Annotated in this window: 14 protein-coding genes and 1 tRNA gene; 12 read left to right on the plus strand and 3 right to left on the minus strand. The window is 68.5% G+C overall.

From position 1 onward, the window contains the following. The 6 genes from B9P64_RS15785 to B9P64_RS15810 all read left to right on the plus strand — a co-directional run. Positions 1-2,188, plus strand: a 2,188-nt coding sequence (locus B9P64_RS15785; protein ID WP_176256854.1) for a transglutaminase family protein, incomplete at its 5' end; no start/stop codon positions are given. A 92-nt stretch (positions 2,189-2,280) separates the two neighbouring features. Then, positions 2,281-4,833 carry a circularly permuted type 2 ATP-grasp protein gene (locus B9P64_RS15790; protein WP_085315021.1) on the plus strand — a complete coding sequence of 851 codons (2,553 nt, stop codon included), beginning with the start codon at positions 2,281-2,283 and terminating at the stop codon, positions 4,831-4,833. 8 nt (positions 4,834-4,841) lie between these two features. Further along, on the plus strand, positions 4,842-5,777 hold the full coding sequence (locus B9P64_RS15795) for a transglutaminase family protein (RefSeq protein WP_085315098.1): 936 nt from the start codon (positions 4,842-4,844) through the stop codon (positions 5,775-5,777). 99 nt (positions 5,778-5,876) lie between these two features. Continuing rightward, entirely contained in the window at positions 5,877-7,301 is a 1,425-nt protein-coding gene (locus B9P64_RS15800; RefSeq protein WP_085315022.1) for a circularly permuted type 2 ATP-grasp protein, read from the plus strand. Positions 7,302-7,333: 32 nt separating this feature from the next. Beyond that, entirely contained in the window at positions 7,334-8,323 is a 990-nt protein-coding gene (locus B9P64_RS15805) for an alpha-E domain-containing protein (protein ID WP_085315023.1), read from the plus strand. A gap of 25 nt (positions 8,324-8,348) precedes the next feature. Further along, positions 8,349-9,161, plus strand: a complete 813-nt coding sequence (locus tag B9P64_RS15810) for a transglutaminase family protein (protein WP_085315024.1) — start codon at positions 8,349-8,351, stop codon at positions 9,159-9,161. Positions 9,162-9,197: 36 nt separating this feature from the next. Here the strand turns inward: B9P64_RS15810 and B9P64_RS15815 are convergent, their stop codons facing one another. Next, the gene (locus B9P64_RS15815) at positions 9,198-10,469 is read right to left on the minus strand and encodes a Glu/Leu/Phe/Val family dehydrogenase (protein ID WP_085315025.1); all 1,272 of its coding nucleotides are present in this window, start codon (positions 10,467-10,469) and stop codon (positions 9,198-9,200) included. A 309-nt stretch (positions 10,470-10,778) separates the two neighbouring features. Here B9P64_RS15815 and B9P64_RS15820 point away from each other — a divergent pair, with 309 nt between their 5' ends. Together B9P64_RS15820 and B9P64_RS15825 are read left to right on the plus strand one after the other, a co-directional pair. Further along, positions 10,779-11,696 (plus strand): proteasome-type protease, encoded by a 918-nt coding sequence (locus B9P64_RS15820; protein ID WP_139826141.1) that lies wholly within the window; start codon positions 10,779-10,781, stop codon positions 11,694-11,696. Positions 11,697-11,718: 22 nt separating this feature from the next. Beyond that, positions 11,719-12,516, plus strand: coding sequence for a phosphodiesterase (locus B9P64_RS15825; protein ID WP_085315026.1), 798 nt, complete (start codon positions 11,719-11,721; stop codon positions 12,514-12,516). A gap of 18 nt (positions 12,517-12,534) precedes the next feature. Here B9P64_RS15825 and B9P64_RS15830 read toward each other — a convergent pair whose 3' ends face one another. Beyond that, the gene (locus tag B9P64_RS15830; RefSeq protein ID WP_085315027.1) at positions 12,535-13,332 is read right to left on the minus strand and encodes a 3-hydroxybutyrate dehydrogenase; all 798 of its coding nucleotides are present in this window, start codon (positions 13,330-13,332) and stop codon (positions 12,535-12,537) included. 89 nt (positions 13,333-13,421) lie between these two features. Here B9P64_RS15830 and B9P64_RS15835 point away from each other — a divergent pair, with 89 nt between their 5' ends. Next, positions 13,422-14,306: an alpha/beta fold hydrolase gene (locus B9P64_RS15835; protein ID WP_085315028.1), complete on the plus strand. Its 885-nt coding sequence runs from the start codon at positions 13,422-13,424 to the stop codon at positions 14,304-14,306. 43 nt (positions 14,307-14,349) lie between these two features. Next, positions 14,350-14,703 carry a RidA family protein gene (locus tag B9P64_RS15840; RefSeq protein ID WP_085315029.1) on the plus strand — a complete coding sequence of 118 codons (354 nt, stop codon included), beginning with the start codon at positions 14,350-14,352 and terminating at the stop codon, positions 14,701-14,703. Between the two features lie 10 nt (positions 14,704-14,713). Here the strand turns inward: B9P64_RS15840 and B9P64_RS15845 are convergent, their stop codons facing one another. Beyond that, positions 14,714-15,547, minus strand: a complete 834-nt coding sequence (locus tag B9P64_RS15845; RefSeq protein ID WP_085315030.1) for a M90 family metallopeptidase — start codon at positions 15,545-15,547, stop codon at positions 14,714-14,716. Between the two features lie 255 nt (positions 15,548-15,802). Between B9P64_RS15845 and B9P64_RS15850 the strand changes: the two genes are divergently transcribed. Together B9P64_RS15850 and B9P64_RS15855 are read left to right on the plus strand one after the other, a co-directional pair. Beyond that, positions 15,803-18,085 (plus strand): RelA/SpoT family protein, encoded by a 2,283-nt coding sequence (locus B9P64_RS15850; protein WP_085315099.1) that lies wholly within the window; start codon positions 15,803-15,805, stop codon positions 18,083-18,085. Between the two features lie 46 nt (positions 18,086-18,131). Then, positions 18,132-18,208 (plus strand) — tRNA-Val (locus B9P64_RS15855). Positions 18,209-18,252: the final 44 nt, after the last annotated feature.

Below are 18,252 nucleotides of genomic sequence, written 5' to 3' on the forward strand. Positions count from 1 at the left end.
CCGGCTGCCGGTCAACGTCGATCCGTTCGATTCGCGGCTCGACGACGAGATGGAGCGCGCGCGCCTGCGCCGGGTGTTCGATCAGGGCCTCGAAAAGACGGTCGGCTACGTCCTGCCGCTCAAGCGCGACTGGAACGTGCAGCTCGGCGGCCCGATCTGGACCACCGGCCCGTGGTTCTTCCGCGATGAGCGCATGTACCTCATCCCGGGCGATTCGCCGATGGGCTACCGCCTGCCGCTCGACTCGCTGCCCTGGGTGAAGAAGGGCGAATACCCGTTCCAGATCGAGCAGGACCCGTTCGCCGCGCGCGACACGCTGCCGAGCTACACGGCGCTGCGCTCGCAATTCCCGGGCGGGCTGTTCGGCTCGGATGAAAGCGCGCATGGCGGCTACGGCTCCGGTGCGGCGGGTTACGGCGCCGGCGCCTATGGCAGCGGCGTGGAAGGCCCGGACGGCACCGGCCGCCACGGTGCCGCCGACGGCGCGCTCGACGCGGACGGCCGTGCCATCGCTTCGGCGCTGGCCGGCGATGCCAGCGGCGACGGCAAGGGCCCGGGCGCCGACCGCGCCAGCGCCGCCAGCTTCCAGACCGTGTCCAGCACCACCGACACGCGCTATCCCAGCCGGTTCGAGTCGGCGCACTGGATCACCCGCACCGCGATGTGCATCGAGACGCGCGGCGGGCATCTCTACCTGTTCATGCCGCCGCTGCAACAGCTCGAGGACTACCTCGAGCTGCTGGTGGCGATCGAAGCCACGGCGGCCGACCTCGACATCAAGATCATCCTCGAGGGCTATCAGCCGCCGCGCGATCCGCGTCTGCAAATCCTGCAGGTCACGCCCGATCCGGGCGTCATCGAGGTCAACATTCACCCGGCCGCCAACTGGGACGAGGTGGTCGAGCACACCGAATTCCTCTACGAGGCGGCGCACTACACCCGCCTGTCGACCGAGAAATTCATGCTCGACGGCCGCCACACGGGCACCGGCGGCGGCAACCATTTCGTGATGGGCGCGGCCACGCCGGCCGACAGCCCCTTCCTGCGCCGGCCCGACCTGCTGGCCAGCCTGATCGCGTTCTGGAACAACCATCCGTCGCTGAGCTATCTGTTCTCGGGCCTGTTCATCGGCCCGACCAGCCAGGCGCCGCGCATCGACGAGGCGCGCAACGACCAGGTGCTCGAATTCGAGATCGCGCGCCAGGAAATCGACCGCCTGCTCAAGGCCAACGGCGGCCCCGGCACGGCCTACATGCCGCCGTGGCTCATCGACCGCACGCTGCGCAACATCCTCATCGACGTGACGGGCAACACCCATCGCAGCGAGTTCTGCATCGACAAGATGTACCCGCCCGATTTCGGCGGCACGCGGCTCGGCCTGCTGGAACTGCGCGCGTTCGAAATGCCGCCGCATGCGCGCATGAGCATCGTGCAGCAGCTGCTGCTGCGCGCCCTCATCGCCACGTTCTGGAACAAGGCCTACTCGCAGCCGCTGACGCGCTGGAATACCGAGCTGCACGACCGTTTCATGATGCGGACCTTCGTGCAGATGGATTTCGAGGACGTGCTGCACGACCTGCGCGACGGCGGCTTCGACTTCGATCCGGCCTGGTTCGCGCCGCACTTCGAGTTCCGCTTCCCGCTGGTGGGCAAGGTCGCCGCGCGCGGCATCGAACTCAATCTGCACAACGCGCTCGAACCCTGGCACGTCATGGGCGAGGAGGGCGCGGCGGCCGGCACGGTGCGCTATGTGGATTCGTCGCTGGAGCGCGTGGAAGTCAAGGTCACCGGCCTCAACGACCAGCGCCACATCGTCACCTGCAACGGCCGGCCGATTCCGCTCCAGCCGACCGGGCGCGTGGGCGAGTTCGTGGCTGGCGTGCGCTACCGCGCCTGGGCGCCGCCGTCGGCGCTCCATCCCACGATCGGCGTGCATGCGCCGCTCACCTTCGACATCGTCGATACCTGGATGGAGAAGTCGCTCGGCGGCTGCCGCTATCACGTCGCCCATCCGGGTGGCCGCAACTACGTGACCTTCCCGGTCAATGCCTATGAAGCCGAGAGCCGCCGGCTCGCGCGCTTCAGTACCATCGGTCACACCCCGGGCCGCATGGTGGTCGAGCCGGTCGGCCGAGGCCGCGACAAGGCGAGCCTCGAAATGCCGTTCACCCTCGACCTGCGGCGCTGAGGTTTTCAGTCCCCGGCCAGCGCGCGCGAGCGTGCCGGCCGGGCCGTCCTGACCGCCGTTGGCGGCGGGTCACGAACGGTAAAAGCATCACCGTGGAATCCCTCTTCTCTGGCGTCGAACCCGCCGTCTCCGCCTCCGATGCGGCGGCGCGCGCGGCCCGCATTGCCGTGCCGGCGCGTACCGGCCATTTCGACGAGTTGCGCGGCTGTTCCAGCTGCGACGCGCGCAAGGAAAAGCTCGCGCCCGGCTGGGAGCAGTTCTTCAACGTGCTCGGCCTGCCGGGCCTTGGCCAGCTCGACGACGCGGCTCAGACCGTCGAGCAGCAGATCCGCGAAAACGGCATCACCTACAACGTCTATGCCGATCCCAACGGCGCGTCGCGGCCGTGGTCGCTCGACCTGCTGCCGTGGGTCGTCAGCGCCAAGGAATGGGCCGGGCTCGAAGCCGGACTCGCACAGCGCGCCGAACTGCTCGAACGCATCCTGCACGACCTGTACGGCGAGCAGCGCCTGCTGCACGACAACCTGCTGCCGGCGGCCATCACCGTTGGCCATCCGAGCTATGTGCGGCCGATGCGCTGGGTCGTGCCGGCCGGCGGCGTGTTCCTGCACATCGCCGCGTTCGACCTGGCGCGCGGTCCGGAAGGCGAATGGCGCGTGGTGTCCGAGCGCACCCAGGCGCCGTCGGGCCTGGGCTATGCGCTCGAAAACCGGGTGACGATCAGCAAGCTGTTTCCGGGGCCGTTCCGTCAGCTCAAGGTGCAGCATCTGGCGTCGACGTATCGGGCGCTGCTCGATTCGCTGCTGGCGCATTGCCCGCGCGGCACTGCCGGCAAGGTGGTGCTGCTCACGCCGGGGCCGTTCAACGAAACCTATTTCGAGCAGGCCTATCTGGCGCGCTACCTCGGCATTCCGCTGGTCGAGGGCGGCGATCTGACGGTGCGCGACCAGCGCGTCTTCCTCAAGACGCTGCACGGACTGGAGCAGGTCGACGCGATCCTGCGCCGGCTCGACGACGATTTCTGCGATCCGCTCGAACTGCGCTCCGACTCGGCGCTCGGCGTGCCGGGCCTGATGCAGGCGGTGCGCGCCGGCCATGTGCTGCTGGCCAATTCGCTCGGCTCGGGCTTTCTGGAGTCGGCGGCGGTGCAGGGTTTTCTGCCGGCGGTCTGCCGCAACCTGATGGGCGAGGAACTCAAGCTCACCTCGCTGCCCACCTGGTGGTGCGGCGAGGAGGCGGCGCTCGAAGACGCGCTGCCGCATCTGTCGCAACTGGTGGTCAAGAGCACCTGGGGCAAGCGCTTCACGGCGCGCATCGGCGCGCATGCCACCGACAACGAGATCGCCGCGCTCGAAAAGCGCATCCGCGCCAATCCGGCCGACTACACGCTGCAAGAATTCCTGCCGCTGTCGCAGCTGCCGACCTGGAGCGACGGCCGCATCGTGCCGCGCGCCGCGATGCTGCGTGCCTTCGTCATCCGCGATGCCGAGGGCGGCTGGCGCGTGCTGCCCGGCGGTCTGGTGCGCACCGCGCATTCCGACCAGCTGGTGGTGTCGATGCAGAGCGGCGGCAGCAGTGCCGACGCCTGGGTGATGACCGACGGCACGGTCGACGAGTTTTCGCTCATGCCCGGCCGCATGCGGCCCGAGCAGATCGCCGGCCGGCGCCGCGTGGTGTCGAGCCGCTCGGCCGAGAACCTGTTCTGGCTCGGCCGCTATACCGAGCGCGCCGAATTCGGCGTGCGGCTGTCGCGCGCGGTGCTGGCCGCGATCAGCGCCGACGACGAGCCGCCGCGCGCCGTGCTCGACGTGCTCGGCCAGCTCAGCCGCAACTTCGGGCTGGTGCCGCCCGGCACGCCGGCCATCAGCGCCTCGCGCGCCGAATTCGAGCGCGCGCTGATCGCCAAGCTCGGCGATCCGGCGGCGCTCGGCAGCCTCGCGTTCAATCTGGCCTCGCTCGAACGCTCGGCCGGCCACATCCGCGACCGGCTCGCGCCCGATCACTGGCGACTCATCGTCGCGGCGCGCGTCGACCTCGACCGGCGGCTGGCGCGCGGCCGGCTGCACGGCGGCACCATCGCCCATGCCCAGCGCGTGCTCAGCGAGTTGGCCGACGACCTCTCCGCCATCACCGGCGCCCAGGCCGACCGCATGACGCGCGACGACGGCTGGCGGCTGCTGTCGGCCGGACGCCAGCTCGAACGGCTGTCGTCGCTCGCCGGCAGCATGCTCACGGTGCTCGAGTCGGGCGCCGGCAACTATTCGGCCGGGCTCGAACTGCTGCTCGCGCTCTACGACAGCACCATCACCTATCGCTCGATCTACCAGCGCAGCGTCGAACTGCCGGCGGTCGCCGATCTGCTGGTGCTCGACCGCAGCAATCCGCGCTCGCTGGCCTATGTGTATTCGCGCCTCATCCGCGACATCTCGCGGCTGCCGGGCGGCGGCCAGGGCACGGCGCTGAGCGTGCCCGAGCCCGATTCCTGGCAGCTCGCGGCACTCTGCCGCGCCGATGCCGCCGGCGTGCCGCGCGCGCTCACCGCGCTGGTGCGTGCGCTCTGCGCCGTGTCGCGCGTGCTGTCGGACGACCTCAGCCGGCGCTATTTCAGTCTGGCCGAAGGCTGGGTCCGCCCGGTCATGTCCTGATGAGCACCATGAACACAGCCGTCATTCCCGCGCCGCGCGCCATTGAAGTGCAGCGTCTCAAGGTCATTCACCAAACCACGTACCACTACGCGGCGCCGGTGGATGTCGCGCACCATCTTGCGGCGCTGCGGCTCGCGCGCCTGCCCTGCCAGCGCATCGAGCAGCAGGAGCTGATGATCGCGCCGCTGCCGGCCAGCCACGGCCGCTGGACCGACGGCTACGGCAATGCGCGCGACTTCTTTTCCATCACCGGCTCGCATGCGGTGCTGGGCGTGTGCTCGGCCGGCATCGTCGAGCGCGCCGTGCCCGGCGTGCCGACGCGCGGCCAGCCCTGGGAGCGGCTGCGCGACGGCCTGCATTTCCGCGTCGGCGTGCCCTATGACGCGGCGGCCGAATTCGCGCTGCCGTCGCCCTGGGTGGCGCTGCATCCCGAGCTGGCCGCCTTCGCCGCGCCGAGCTTTCCGCCCGGTCGCGACGTGATCGAGGGCGTGCTCGATCTGATGCGCCGCGTGCATGAGCACTTCACCTTCGATCCGGCCGGCACCGACGTGGAAACCTCGGCGCTCGATGCCTTCAAGCTGGCCCACGGCGTGTGCCAGGACTACGCCCACGTCATGATCGGCGCGTTGCGCGCCATCGGTCTCGCGGCGCGCTACGTGAGCGGCTATCTGCTCACCAATCCGCCGCCGGGCCAGCCGCGCCTGATCGGTGCGGATGCGTCCCATGCCTGGGTCAGCGTCTATTGCGGTGCGGATTCGGGCGGAGATGGCGGCTGGCTTGAGCTCGATCCCACCAACGACGTGATCGTCGGATCCAAGCATGTGACCGTCGCGTATGGTCGCGATTACGGTGATGTCACCCCGTTGCGAGGCGTGCTCCAGGGGGGCGGCGCGCACACGCTCGAGGTGGCGGTCACCGTGATGCCGATGGAGGAAGAGGTCTGACGCGCCGCTGCCGTGCAATGGCACGGAACTTGAAGGCGCTGTATTCAAGGTACGAAGCTCCCCCTGCAAACACCTGCCCATCGGAGACAACAAGACACCATGGCTGTCCAGCGCTTTTTCGACGAGATGTATTCCGACGCTGCGAACCGGCAGGTCCGCCCGCACTACGACCACTTCGACCAGTGGCTGAGAGAACAGCCCACCGATGTCATCGCCGCCAAGCGTGCCGAAGCCGATCTCATCTTCCGGCGCGTGGGCATCACCTTCGCCGTGTATGGCGATGAATCGGGCACCGAGCGCCTGATTCCGTTCGACATCATTCCCCGCATCATTCCGGCGGCCGAATGGAAGACGATGGAAGCCGGCCTGCGTCAGCGCGTGACCGCGCTGAACATGTTTCTGCACGACATCTATCACGACCAGAAGATCATCAAGGCCGGCGTCGTGCCGCCCGAGCAGATCCTGCGCAACGGCCAGTTCCGCGCCGAAATGCAGGGCATCGACGTGCCGCAGAACATCTATGCCCACATCGCGGGCGTCGATGTGGTGCGTGCCGGTGCCGGCGAGTACTACGTGCTCGAAGACAACCTGCGCGTGCCCTCGGGCGTGAGCTACATGCTCGAGGACCGCAAGATGATGATGCGGCTCTTCCCCGAGCTGTTCGCCAAGCATCGCGTGGCGCCGGTGGCCCACTATCCCGACATGCTGCTGGAGAACCTGCGCAGCTGTGCGCCGCAGGGCATCAGCGATCCGACGGTCGTGGTCATGACGCCGGGCATGTACAACTCGGCCTATTTCGAGCACGCCTTCCTGGCGCAGCAGATGGGCGTCGAGCTGGTCGAGGGGCAGGATCTGTTCGTCGACAAGGGCTATGTGTTCATGCGCACCACGCGCGGCCCGCAGCGGGTCGACGTGATCTACCGCCGCGTCGACGACGACTTCCTCGATCCGCTCGCGTTCCGGCCCGATTCGTCGCTCGGCGTGCCCGGGCTGCTGAGCGTGTACCGCGCCGGCAATGTGACGCTGGCCAATGCCATCGGCACCGGCGTCGCCGACGACAAGAGCACCTACTGCTTCGTGCCGGACATGATCAAGTTCTACCTCGACGAGGACCCGATCATCTCCAACGTGCCCACCTATCAGTGCCGCAAGGAGCTCGATCTGAGCTACGTGCTGGCCAACCTCAAGGATCTGGTGGTGAAGGAGATCCACAACGCCGGCGGCTACGGGATGCTGGTCGGTCCGGCCTCCACCACGGCCGAGATCGAGGACTTCCGCGTCAAGATCAAGGCCAAGCCCGAGAACTACATCGCCCAGCCCACGCTGGCGCTGTCGGCCTGTCCGACCTTCGTGGAAGCCGGCGTCGCGCCGCGCCACATCGACCTGCGGCCCTTCGTGCTGTCGGGCAAGAACGTGGCCATGTGCCCCGGTGGATTGACGCGGGTGGCCCTGCGGGAAGGGTCGCTCGTCGTCAATTCGTCGCAGGGCGGCGGCACCAAGGACACCTGGGTCCTCGAATCCTGAACAGCGCCATCCACCAAGCTAGAGAACACAAGATGCTGAGCCGCACCGCCGATCACCTTTTCTGGATGGCCCGTTACACCGAGCGTGCCGAGAACACCGCCCGCATGCTCGACGTGAACGTGCAGACCTCGCTGCTGCCGCTGTCGAATGTCGACGCCGACCGCGGCTGGCGCAGCATGCTCGGCATTTCCGAGCTGCTGAGCCGCTACGAGGCGCGCTTCGGCACCGTGCTGCATGCGCGTCAGGTGCTGGACTTCATGGTCCGCGACCCCGAAAACCCCAGCTCGATCCTATCCTGCCTGCAAGCCGCGCGCGAAAACGCGCGTGCCGTGCGCGGCACGCTCACGACCGAAGTGTGGGAAACGCAGAACGACACTTGGCTTGAGCTGCAACGCATCATCAAGAGCAAGGTGCTCGACACCGACCCGAGCAATTTCTTCGAGTGGGTGAAGTTCCGGTCGCACCTGTCGCGCGGCGTGACGCTGGGCACCATGCTCAAGGACGAGGCGTTCTACTTCATCCGCCTGGGCACCCACCTCGAGCGCGCCGACAACACCGCGCGGATTCTCGACGTCAAGTTTCACGGCGCCGAAGACCTGCTCCAGCTCGACTACGCCAACCCCAATCGCATGCGCGCGCTCGACCAGACCGACGCGCAGCGCGACTTCTATCACTGGGCGGCGGTGCTGCGCTCGGTGTCGGCGTTCGAGGTGTATCGCAAGGTCTATCGCGACGTGATCACGCCCGAGCGCGTGGCCGAGCTGCTCATCCTCAACGGCGCCATGCCGCGTTCGCTGGCCAACTGCATGAACGAGGTGCTGAGCAATCTGGGCAGCATCACCAATGCGCAGAGCGCCGAGACCGAACGCCGCGCCGGCCTGCTGGTGGCCGAGCTGCATTACGGCCGCATCGACGACGTGTTCCACACCGGTCTGCATGCCTACCTGACGAGCTTCCTCGAAAAGGTCGGCGATCTGGGCAACCGCATCTCGCGGGATTTCCTCGTGCCGCTGGTCGGCTGACGTTCATCACGGAGGGCCGGGAGAGATGCGCCTTTCGGTCCTCCATGAAACGACGTACAGCTACACCGCGCCGTTCCACTATTCCATCCAGCAGCTGCGGCTCACGCCGCGGCCCTGCGCCAACCGGTCGGTGGTCGAATGGCAGCTGACCGGCCCCGTGCCGCTCAGCGCCACGCCCGATCCCTTCGACAACCCGATGCACACGCTGTCGATCACGAACCACGGTTCGAAGATCCATGTGAGCGCACGCGGGCTGGTCGAGACCACGCCGCCGCATGACGGCCGCGTGGACGAGAAGCCCGGCCGCGGCGACTCGCCGCATCACTTCGTTTCCGCCACCCACTTCACCCAGCCCGACGAGCGCCTGCTCGACTTTGCCGCCGCCTTGCGCGACCGGCCCGGTCCGGCGGCGCTGCTCGATTTCGCCCAGCTGGTGCGCGATGCAGTGCAGTACGAGACCGGCTCCACGCATGTGGGCGTGACCGCCGCCCAGGCGCTGGCGCAGGGGCGCGGCGTGTGCCAGGACCATGCGCATGTGTTTGCCGCCGCCTGCCGCGCGCGCGGCGTGCCCTGCCGTTACGTGTCGGGCTATTTCTGCCCCGAAGGCGCGCCCGGCGAGGCCAGCCACGCCTGGGCCGAAGCCTGGGTCGAAGACCCGCTGCTGCCCGGCGGCGGCAGCTGGACCGGCATCGACGTGACCCATGCCGGTTTTGCCGGCGAGCGCCATGTGCGGCTCGCCATCGGCCGCGACTACGAATCGGCCGCGCCGATCCGCGGCATGCGCAGCGGCGGCGGCGCCGAGCGCATGCGCGTGCTGGTCCACATCACGCCGCGCTGACGGCGCGCCGGCTGCTTCTGCCAGCCGGCGATGCGCTCAGGGATAGAGCCCGCGCTCCTCGCGCGCCTGCAACACCCGCGTGCAAGCCACCACGAAGGCCGCCGTGCGCAGCGGAATGCGATGGTGCTCGGCCGTCTCCCAGATCTGCCGGAAGGCGCCGGCCAGGATCTTGTCGAGCCGCAGATTGATCTCGTCCTCGGTCCAGAAGAACGAGCTGAAGTCCTGCACCCACTCGAAGTAGGACACGGTCACGCCGCCCGCATTGGCGATCACGTCGGGCACCACGGTGATGCCGCGCTCGCCGAGGATGAGATCGGCCTCGGGCGTGGTCGGGCCGTTGGCGCCCTCGATCACCACCTTGGTCGGCAGCCGCTGGGCGCGTGCCGCCGTGAGCTGGCTTTCGAGCGCGGCCGGGATCAGCACATCGCTTTCCACCTCCCAGAAGGCGTCGTCGGCGATGCGCTCGCCGCCGGCAAAGCCGCCGATGCCGCCTTTCTCGCGCAGCTCCTGCATCAGCCCGGCGATGTCGAGCCCGCCCGGGTGATAGACGGTGCCGGTGTGGTCCTGCACCGCGACGATCCTGGCGCCGTTGCCGGCAAACATCTCCGCCGCCGCCGAGCCCACATTGCCGAAGCCCTGCACCGCCACCCGCACGCCGTTCAGCTCCATGCCGAGCCGGCGCAGCGCCTCGCGGCCCACCACGAACACGCCGCGCCCGGTCGCCTTCACGCGGCCGAGCGAGCCGCCGAGCGTGAGCGGCTTGCCGGTGACCACGCCGGTCACCGTGGCGCCGACGTTCATGGAATAGGTGTCCATCATCCAGGCCATGATCTGGGCATTGGTGTTCACGTCCGGCGCCGGAATGTCCTTGTCCGGCCCGATCACCAGGCCGATCTCGCTGGTGTAGCGGCGCGTCAGCCGCTCCAGCTCCTTGCGCGACAGCGTCTTGGGATCGACCCGCACGCCGCCCTTGGCGCCGCCATAGGGCAGGGCGACCGCCGCGTTCTTGATCGTCATCCAGCCGGCCAGCGCCATCACCTCGTCGAGGCAGACCTGCGGGTGATAGCGCACGCCGCCCTTGCCCGGTCCGCGCGACAGGTTGTGCTGCACGCGGTAGCCCTCGTAATGCGCAATGGTCCCGTCGTCGAGTTCGATCGCCACGTCGACGATCAGGCAGCGCTTGGGTCGGCGCAGGGTCTCGGACCAGCGCGCCAGCGGCCCCAGATAGGGCAGCACGCGGTCGACTTGCGCCAGATAGGTATGCCAGGCGCTGGTTTCGCCCGGCGGCACGAAGGACAGGTTGGACATGACTGACTCCTCTGGACCTGCAAGCTGCCGTCGTTCCGGCGACGGCAAAAAAAAAGCGCCCGGACGCAAAAGAGCGAACCGGGCGCGAACGATCCTTGGGCCTTGCGGCCGGGATCGCATCAGGAAGGCATCAAACTGGGATTCAGGATGCGCCGGCAGCGGCGCTGCGGTTGCACCGAAAAGGCACCGGATTCGGCCGTATTTGCGCTTGCGGCAATCCGCCGGCGCGTGACGCCCCGCAAGTACACCGATGCCGCGCCGTAGAGACCGGTGGTTAAACTCAAACCCTTTTCCGCCTTCGGGACCCACATGACTTATTGCGTCGCCATGCGCCTCGACGAAGGCATCGTTTTTCTGTCCGACTCCCGCACCAATGCGGGCGTGGACCACGTCTCCACCTTCCGCAAGATGACCGTGTTCGAGCGCCCCGGCGATCGCACCATGGTCGTGATGACGGCCGGCAATCTCGCCATCAGCCAGGCCGTGCGCCAGTGGCTGCAAGAGCGCAGCACCGAGGACGGCCTCACGGTCTGGACCGCCAGGACCATGTTCGACGCGGTGCGCGTGGTGGGCGATGCGGTGCGTGCCGTTCATGAGCGCGATGCCGATCAGCTGAAGAAGTTCGGCGTGGACTTCAATTGCGCCTTCATCTTCGGCGGCCAGATCAAGGGCGAGCCGCCGCGACTGTTCCAGATTTATGCCGCCGGCAACTTCATCGAGGCAACGCCCGAGAACCCGTATTTCCAGATCGGCGAGGCCAAGTACGGCAAGCCGATCATCGACCGCATCATCAATCCGTCCACGCCGCTCGACGAGGCCGCCAAGTGCGCACTGATCTCGATGGACTCGACGCTGCGCTCGAACATCTCGGTCGGCCTGCCGCTCGATCTGCTGGTCTACGAGGCCAACGCGCTGCGCGTGACCCGCTTCGTCCAGATCGACAACGACAACCACTACTTCCAGATGATCCACAACACCTGGGGCAAGCGGCTCCAGCAGGTGTTTGGCGAGATTCCGGATCCGACCTGGGGCGAGACCGGCTCGCGCTTCGCCCATCCCGACTACCGGCTCGGGCAGAAACATGCGGACGGCCATGCCGACCGCGAGCCCCAGCATCAGCCGCCGCGCGCGCCGCTGCCGGCCGCCCTCGCCGAAGAGGCGGCAGTGCTGGCCGAGGAGCGCATCCAGACCGTGGCGGCCGGCGGCCTGCCGCGTCAGGCGCAGTAGGCCGGCCGAGGCGGTGGGCGTCATGGTCTGCCTCGCCCAGCTGTCCGATCTGCATGTGGCCGCGCGGCCCTTGCAGGGCGTGGTCGACAGTGCGGCGCTGGCGCGTGCCGCCGTCGCCGCCGTGCTGCGCGCCGAGGCTCAGCCCACCGCCTGCGTGCTCACCGGCGATCTGGTCGATGCCGGCGATGTCGCGAGCTATCGGCTGCTGGCCGAGCTGATCGCGCCGCTGGAGGCGCGCATGGCGGTCTATCTGCTGCCCGGCAACCACGATGCGCGGGCACCGTTGCGCGCGGTGTTCGGCCGGCACGGCTATCTGCCGGCGACCGGGCGCCTCGACTATTGCGTGGACCTGGGCGGCGTGGCGCTGATTGCGCTCGACAGTCTGGTGGAGGGCAGCGGCCACGGCGCGCTCGATGCCGCCACGCTCGACTGGCTCGATGCCACGCTGGCCGCCACGCCGGCGCGACCGGCCATCGTCGCGCTGCACCATCCGCCGTTTGCCACCGGCATCGGCTTCATGGACCGGCTCGGGCTCCGCGACGGCGCGGCGGCGCTCCAGGCCATCGTGGCGCGCCATCCGCAGGTGCTGCGCGTGATCTGCGGCCATGTGCATCGCGCCATCGCCGTGGGCTGGGCCGGGCGCATCGGCATGACGGCGCCGTCCACCGCCCAGCAGATTCCCTTCGATCCGGCCGCCGGTGCGCGCGAAGCCTTTGTGCTTGAGCCGCCCGGCTGGCTGCTGCATCGCTGGGATGGCGCCACGCTCCAGACGGCAGTGCTGCCGGTGGAGCGCAGCGCCGGGCCGATCGATTACGCCTGACCGGCCCCGTCGCGCGGCTTACTGCGCGACCCAGCCGCCATCGACGTTGTAGGCCACGCCGCGAATCTGCGCCGCCGCATCGCTGCACAGGAACACCGCCAGCCCGCCGAGCTGCTCCGGCGTCACGAATTCGAGCGACGGCTGCTTCTCGCCGAGCAGATCGCGCTTGGCCTGCTCGATCGTCTTGCCTTCGGCGGCGGCGCGCGCATCGATCTGCTTTTGCACCAGCGGCGTCAGCACCCAGCCCGGGCAGATCGCGTTGCAGGTGATCGGCAGCTGGGCGGTTTCGAGCGCCACCACCTTGGTCAGGCCGATCACGCCATGCTTGGCCGCCACATAGGCCGACTTCTGCGCGCTGCCCACCAGCCCGTGCGCCGACGCGATGTTGATGATGCGGCCCCAGCCGCGCGCCTTCATGCCCGGCAGCGCCGCCTTGATGGCGTGGAAGTTGGACGACAGGTTGATCGCGATGATCGCGTCCCACTTCTCGTCCGGAAACTCGTCGACCGGCGCCACATGCTGGATGCCGGCGTTGTTCACCACGATGTCGAGGCTGCCGAGCTTGTCCTGCGCATGCTTGACCAGCGCCGCGATCTCGGCCGGCTTGCTGATGTCGGCGCCGTGGAACTCGGTGCGCACGCCGAACTTCTCGGCGGTTTCGCGGCGCAGCGCCTCGATCGCGGCCGGATCGCCGAAGCCGTTGAAGACGATGTCCGCGCCCTCGGCCGCCAGCGAATGCGCAATGCCCAGGCCGATGCCCGACGTGGAACCCGTGACCAGTGCAACCTTGCCCTTGAGGCTAGTGTTCAAAGCCATTGCCGCCTTCTCCTGAAGTCTTACAGTGGATCGATCTCGCGCAAGCGAAGCTCGCCTGCGAAGTCAACCATCCGATTCTAGGCAGACCCATGACCGCCATCGAACAACCGCGTTTCAATTCGGTTCAATGTCTTTCCCCAGTGGGCCTGCATCGCATGGCCTGGACCGAATGGGGCGACGCGGCCAATCCGCGCGTGGCGCTGTGCGTGCACGGTCTCACCCGCGTCGGGCGCGACTTCGACCGGCTGGCCCGGGCGCTGGCGGCCGACTACCGCGTGGTCTGCCCCGACATCGTCGGGCGCGGCGCCAGCGGCTGGCTGGCCGAGGCGCCCGGCGCGGCCCAGCACTACGCCGTGCCGCAATACGTCGCCGACTGCATCTCGCTGCTGGCGCGCCTCGATGCGCAGACCGTGCATTGGGTCGGCACCAGCATGGGCGGGCTGATCGGCATGGCGCTCGCGGCGCTGCCCGGCAATCCCATCGCGCGCCTGGTGCTCAACGACGTCGGCGCGGTGCTGCCGCTCGATGCGCTGCGCCGCATCGGCAACTACGTGGGCCTGCCGCTGCGCTTTGCCAGCTTCGACGAGGGCGTGGCCTATGTGCGCAGCGTGGCCGCGCCCTTCGGCCCGCACAGCGACGACGAATGGCGCGAGCTGGGCGGCAATGTGCTGGCGCGCGACGGCGAGCAATGGCGCCTGCACTACGACCCGCGCATCGGCGAGGCCTTCCGCCAGATCGCGTCCGAGGGCGAGGCGACCGAGCTGCCGCTCTGGGCCGTGTACGACGCCATCCGCTGCCCGACGCTCGTGCTGCGCGGCGCCGACTCCGACCTGCTCTCGGCCGCCACCTGCGCCGCCATGGCCGAGCGCGGCCCGCGCGCCCGCACCGTGGAATTTGCCGGCATCGGCCATGCGCCGACCTTGATGCACGCCGACCAGATCGCGGCGGTGCGCGGCTTTCTGCTGGCTGACTGATGCGACAATCCCGCCCCTTTTCACTCCCCGGGGGGAACACAGCATGAGCGAACTCAAGCGCTTTCACGTCGGCGCACGCCTGTCGGAAATGACCGTCTACAACGGCGTCGCCTATCTGGCCGGCCAGGTCGCCGCCGATGGCAGCCAGGACATCACCGGTCAGGCCACGCAGGTGCTGGCCGCCATCGACGCGCTGCTGGCCGAAGCCGGCACCGACAAGTCGCGGCTGCTGCAAGTCGTCATCTACCTCAAGGATCTGGCCGACTTCCCGGCGCTGAATGCGGTGTGGGACGGCTGGATCGTGCCGGGCAGCACGCCGCCGCGCGCCACCGTCAAGGCCGAACTGGCCAAGCCCGAATGGCGGGTGGAAATCGTCTGCACCGCCGCCGTCAACTGAGCGGCGGCCGTCAGCTGGCTGCGCAGCCGGGCCTGAAATAGGCGTCGAACAGCGCGGCCAGATGCGGGAAGGCGTCGCGCAGCCGCGCCGGCGTCACGAAGTAGGCCTCGGTGGCCACGGCAAAGAATTCGGCCGGGCTGTCGGCGGCATAGGCGTCGAGCGGCAGTTCGCGCTCGTAGATCGCGCGGCCGGCGTCGCTTTCGGGGTCGATGTCGCGCGGAAAGCGCTGTTCCAGATCGTCGAGCGCCCAGCAGAAGGCTTCATGCGCGGCGTCGAGTTCGCCGATCCAGTCGTCGGGATCGATGCCGGCATGCAGCGCCGGATCGAAGGCCGGCACGCCGTCGGCGATGCCGCCGTTGCGCAGGTCGAGCTTGTGCGCGAATTCATGGATGACCGGCGCGTAGGCTGGGCCGTCGCTGCGGCCGGCGCCGCGTTCCACCTCGGCCCAGCCGAGCACGACCGGACCGCCGGCCATGGTTTCGCCGGCGCGCGCGCCGCTGTCGTCATGCACCAGGCCGAATTCGTCGGCCACTTCGCGCCGCACCAGGAATTCGCCCGGATAGACGACGATTTCGCTGAACTCGTCATAGGCCTGCGGTCCCAGATGCAGCACCGGCAGCGCGGCCTGCATGGCGATGGCCGCGCGCGCGAAGTCGTCGAGCGCCAGGTCGTGTACCGGGGTGATGGCCTTGTCTTCGAGGAAGTCGGCCGCAAGTCGCGCCAGCTGGTCGGCGTCGGCGCGGTCGGGCAGGGCCAGGAAGGGAAAGGCCGCGACGACCGCATCGCGCAGGCCGGCGGGCAGGGTGGTCGGTTCGCGGCGGGCTCGGGGCCACCAGTTGAACATGTCGGTTCGAGGCGAGTGCTGGGACGTCCGAGTATCGCCGTGACCGCGGGCCGCGCATCGGCGTCGGTCACGGACTGCGGCTGGACGGTGGCTGGCGCGGGCCGATACGGATCGCGCGCCCGGTCAAAGGCACGTAAACAGCCCGGGAATTGCGGACCTTGGTCCGTGTTTCGCTTGCAGCAAGCGCAGTGGCGCCCCGGTCGTGGGGCGTGGCGGTCGGCAGTCGCCCCAGGGTGACGCGGCCGGGAGATGAAGATGGTGTATGTGGCGCAAAGCCGGCCGGCCGCACTCAGCGGCGAGGCGGCGAACGATGCGGCCGATCAGGCATTGATCGCCGAGGCGCTGGCCTGCGCCGAGCGCGCCTACGGCGAGCGTCATGCGCCGACCGGCGAGCGCGTGGCCGACCATGCGCGCGAGCTGTCGAGCATCCTCGCCGGGCTGCGCACCGACCGCGCCACCCAGCTTGCGGCGGTGCTCTACGGCACCACCGACGCCGACCGTGCCGAGCATCCGCTGCCCGAGGACAGCATCGCGGCGCGTTTCGGCAGCGATGTGCTGGGCATGGTGCGCGGAATCGTGCAGCTCATGCGCGTGACCGAGCTGGCGCGCGACATGACCGCGCTGCGCGAAGGCGCCGAGGCCAACAAGCGCGACCGCGAGCTGGAGCACAACCGCCAGGCCGAGGCGCTGCGCAAGATGCTGCTGGCGATGGTCGGCGACCTGCGCGTGGTGCTGGTGCGGCTGGCGTCGCGGCTGCGCACGCTGCGCTTCTTCGCCGACAACAAGGATCGCGCCGATTGCGGCACGCCCGAGCAGCGCCGCCTGTATGCCGAGGAGACGATGGAGCTGTATGCGCCGCTCGCCAACCGGCTCGGCATCTGGCAGCTCAAGTGGGAGATGGAAGACCTCGCGTTCCGCTTCATCGAGCCCGAGATCTACAAGCGCATCGCCAAGGAACTGGAGGAAAAGCGCGTCGAGCGCGAGGCCTTCATCACCAGCGCCATCGCGCGGCTGCGCAGCGAGATGAAGGCGTCGGGCATCGTCGCCGAGGTGAGCGGCCGGCCGAAACACATCTACAGCATCTGGAACAAGATGCGTGGCAAGGGGCTCGACTTCGGCGGGCTCTACGACGTGCGCGCGTTTCGCGTCATCACCGACGACATCAAGGATTGCTACACGGTGCTCGGCATCGTGCACAACCTGTGGCAGCCGATTCCCAAGGAGTTCGACGACTACATCTCGCGGCCCAAGGCCAACGGCTACCAGTCGCTGCACACCGTGGTGGTGGCCGACGACGGCAAGCCCTTCGAGGTGCAGATCCGCACGCGCGAGATGCATCAGTTCGCCGAGTACGGTGTCGCCGCGCACTGGCGCTACAAGGAAGCCGGCAACCGCAGCGAGACCGCCGGCAGCGCCTACGACCAGAAGATCGCCTGGATCCGCCAACTGTTCGCGTGGAAGAACGAGGTTGCGCGCGAGGGCGGTGAGGAGGCGGTCGAGAAGCGCTTCGACGCCGAGGAATGGGCTGATCGGCTCAAGTCGGGCGCGGTCGACGACCGCATCTACGTGCTCACGCCGCAGGCGCGCGTGATCGATCTACCGGCCGGTTCCACGCCGATCGACTTCGCCTACCACCTGCATTCCGACCTGGGCCATCGCTGCCGTGGCGCGCGCGTGGACGGCGCGATGGTGCCGCTCAACACCGCGCTGCGCACCGGGCAGACGGTCGAGATCATCGCCGGCAAGAACATCGGCGCCGGGCCGTCGCGCGACTGGCTCAATCCCAATCTGGGCTATCTGGCCAGCAGCCGCGCGCGCACCAAGGTGCGGGCATGGTTCAACTCGGTCGAGCAGGAAACGACGATGCTGGCCGGTCGCGCCCGCATCGAGCGCGAGTTGCAGCGGCTCGGGCGCACGGCGGTGTCGCTCGACGAAGTGGCGAGCGGTCTGGGCTACGGCAAGCCGGACGATCTGTTCACTGCCGCCGCGCGCGACGATTTCAATCTGCGCCAGATCGAGGCGCTGTTCGAGGAGCCGCAGGACGAGCCCGAGCTGCATCCGGCGCGCATCGGTCGCGGCAAGGCCGATGTGACCAAGAGCGGCGTGCTCGTCGTCGGCATCGACAAGCTGCTCACGCAGCTGGCCAAGTGCTGCAAGCCGGCGCCGCCCGACGCGATCATGGGCTTCGTCACGCGCGGCAAGGGCGTGTCGATCCACCGCGACGACTGCCTCAACTTCCTCGCGATGGCCGAGCGTCATCCCGAGCGCGTGATCGAGACGCAATGGGGGACGGGGCCGAGCAACACCGTGTTCCCGGTCGATGTGTTCGTGCTGGCCAACGACCGCCAGGGCCTGCTGCGCGACATTTCGGATGTGTTCGCGCGCGAGCGCATCAACGTGATCGGCGTGAACACGCAGAGCGCGCGCGAGCATGCGCGCATGCAATTCACCGCAGAAATCGCCGATTCAGCCGCGCTCACCAAGGCGCTGAATCTGATTCGCGATGTGCCGGGTGTGATGGAAGCGCGACGGAAATGACACAGCGCTTGGCAAATCTGAAAAACACGCTATGATGCACGGCTTCGGGCGCTTAGCTCAGTTGGTTAGAGTACTACCTTGACATGGTAGGGGTCACTGGTTCGAATCCAGTAGCGCCCACCACCCGAACAAGCATCAAACGGCCCAAGGCCGGCGAGCAATCAAGG

This window comes from Derxia lacustris (genome assembly GCF_002105195.1).
Lineage (GTDB): Bacteria > Pseudomonadota > Gammaproteobacteria > Burkholderiales > Burkholderiaceae_E > Derxia > Derxia lacustris.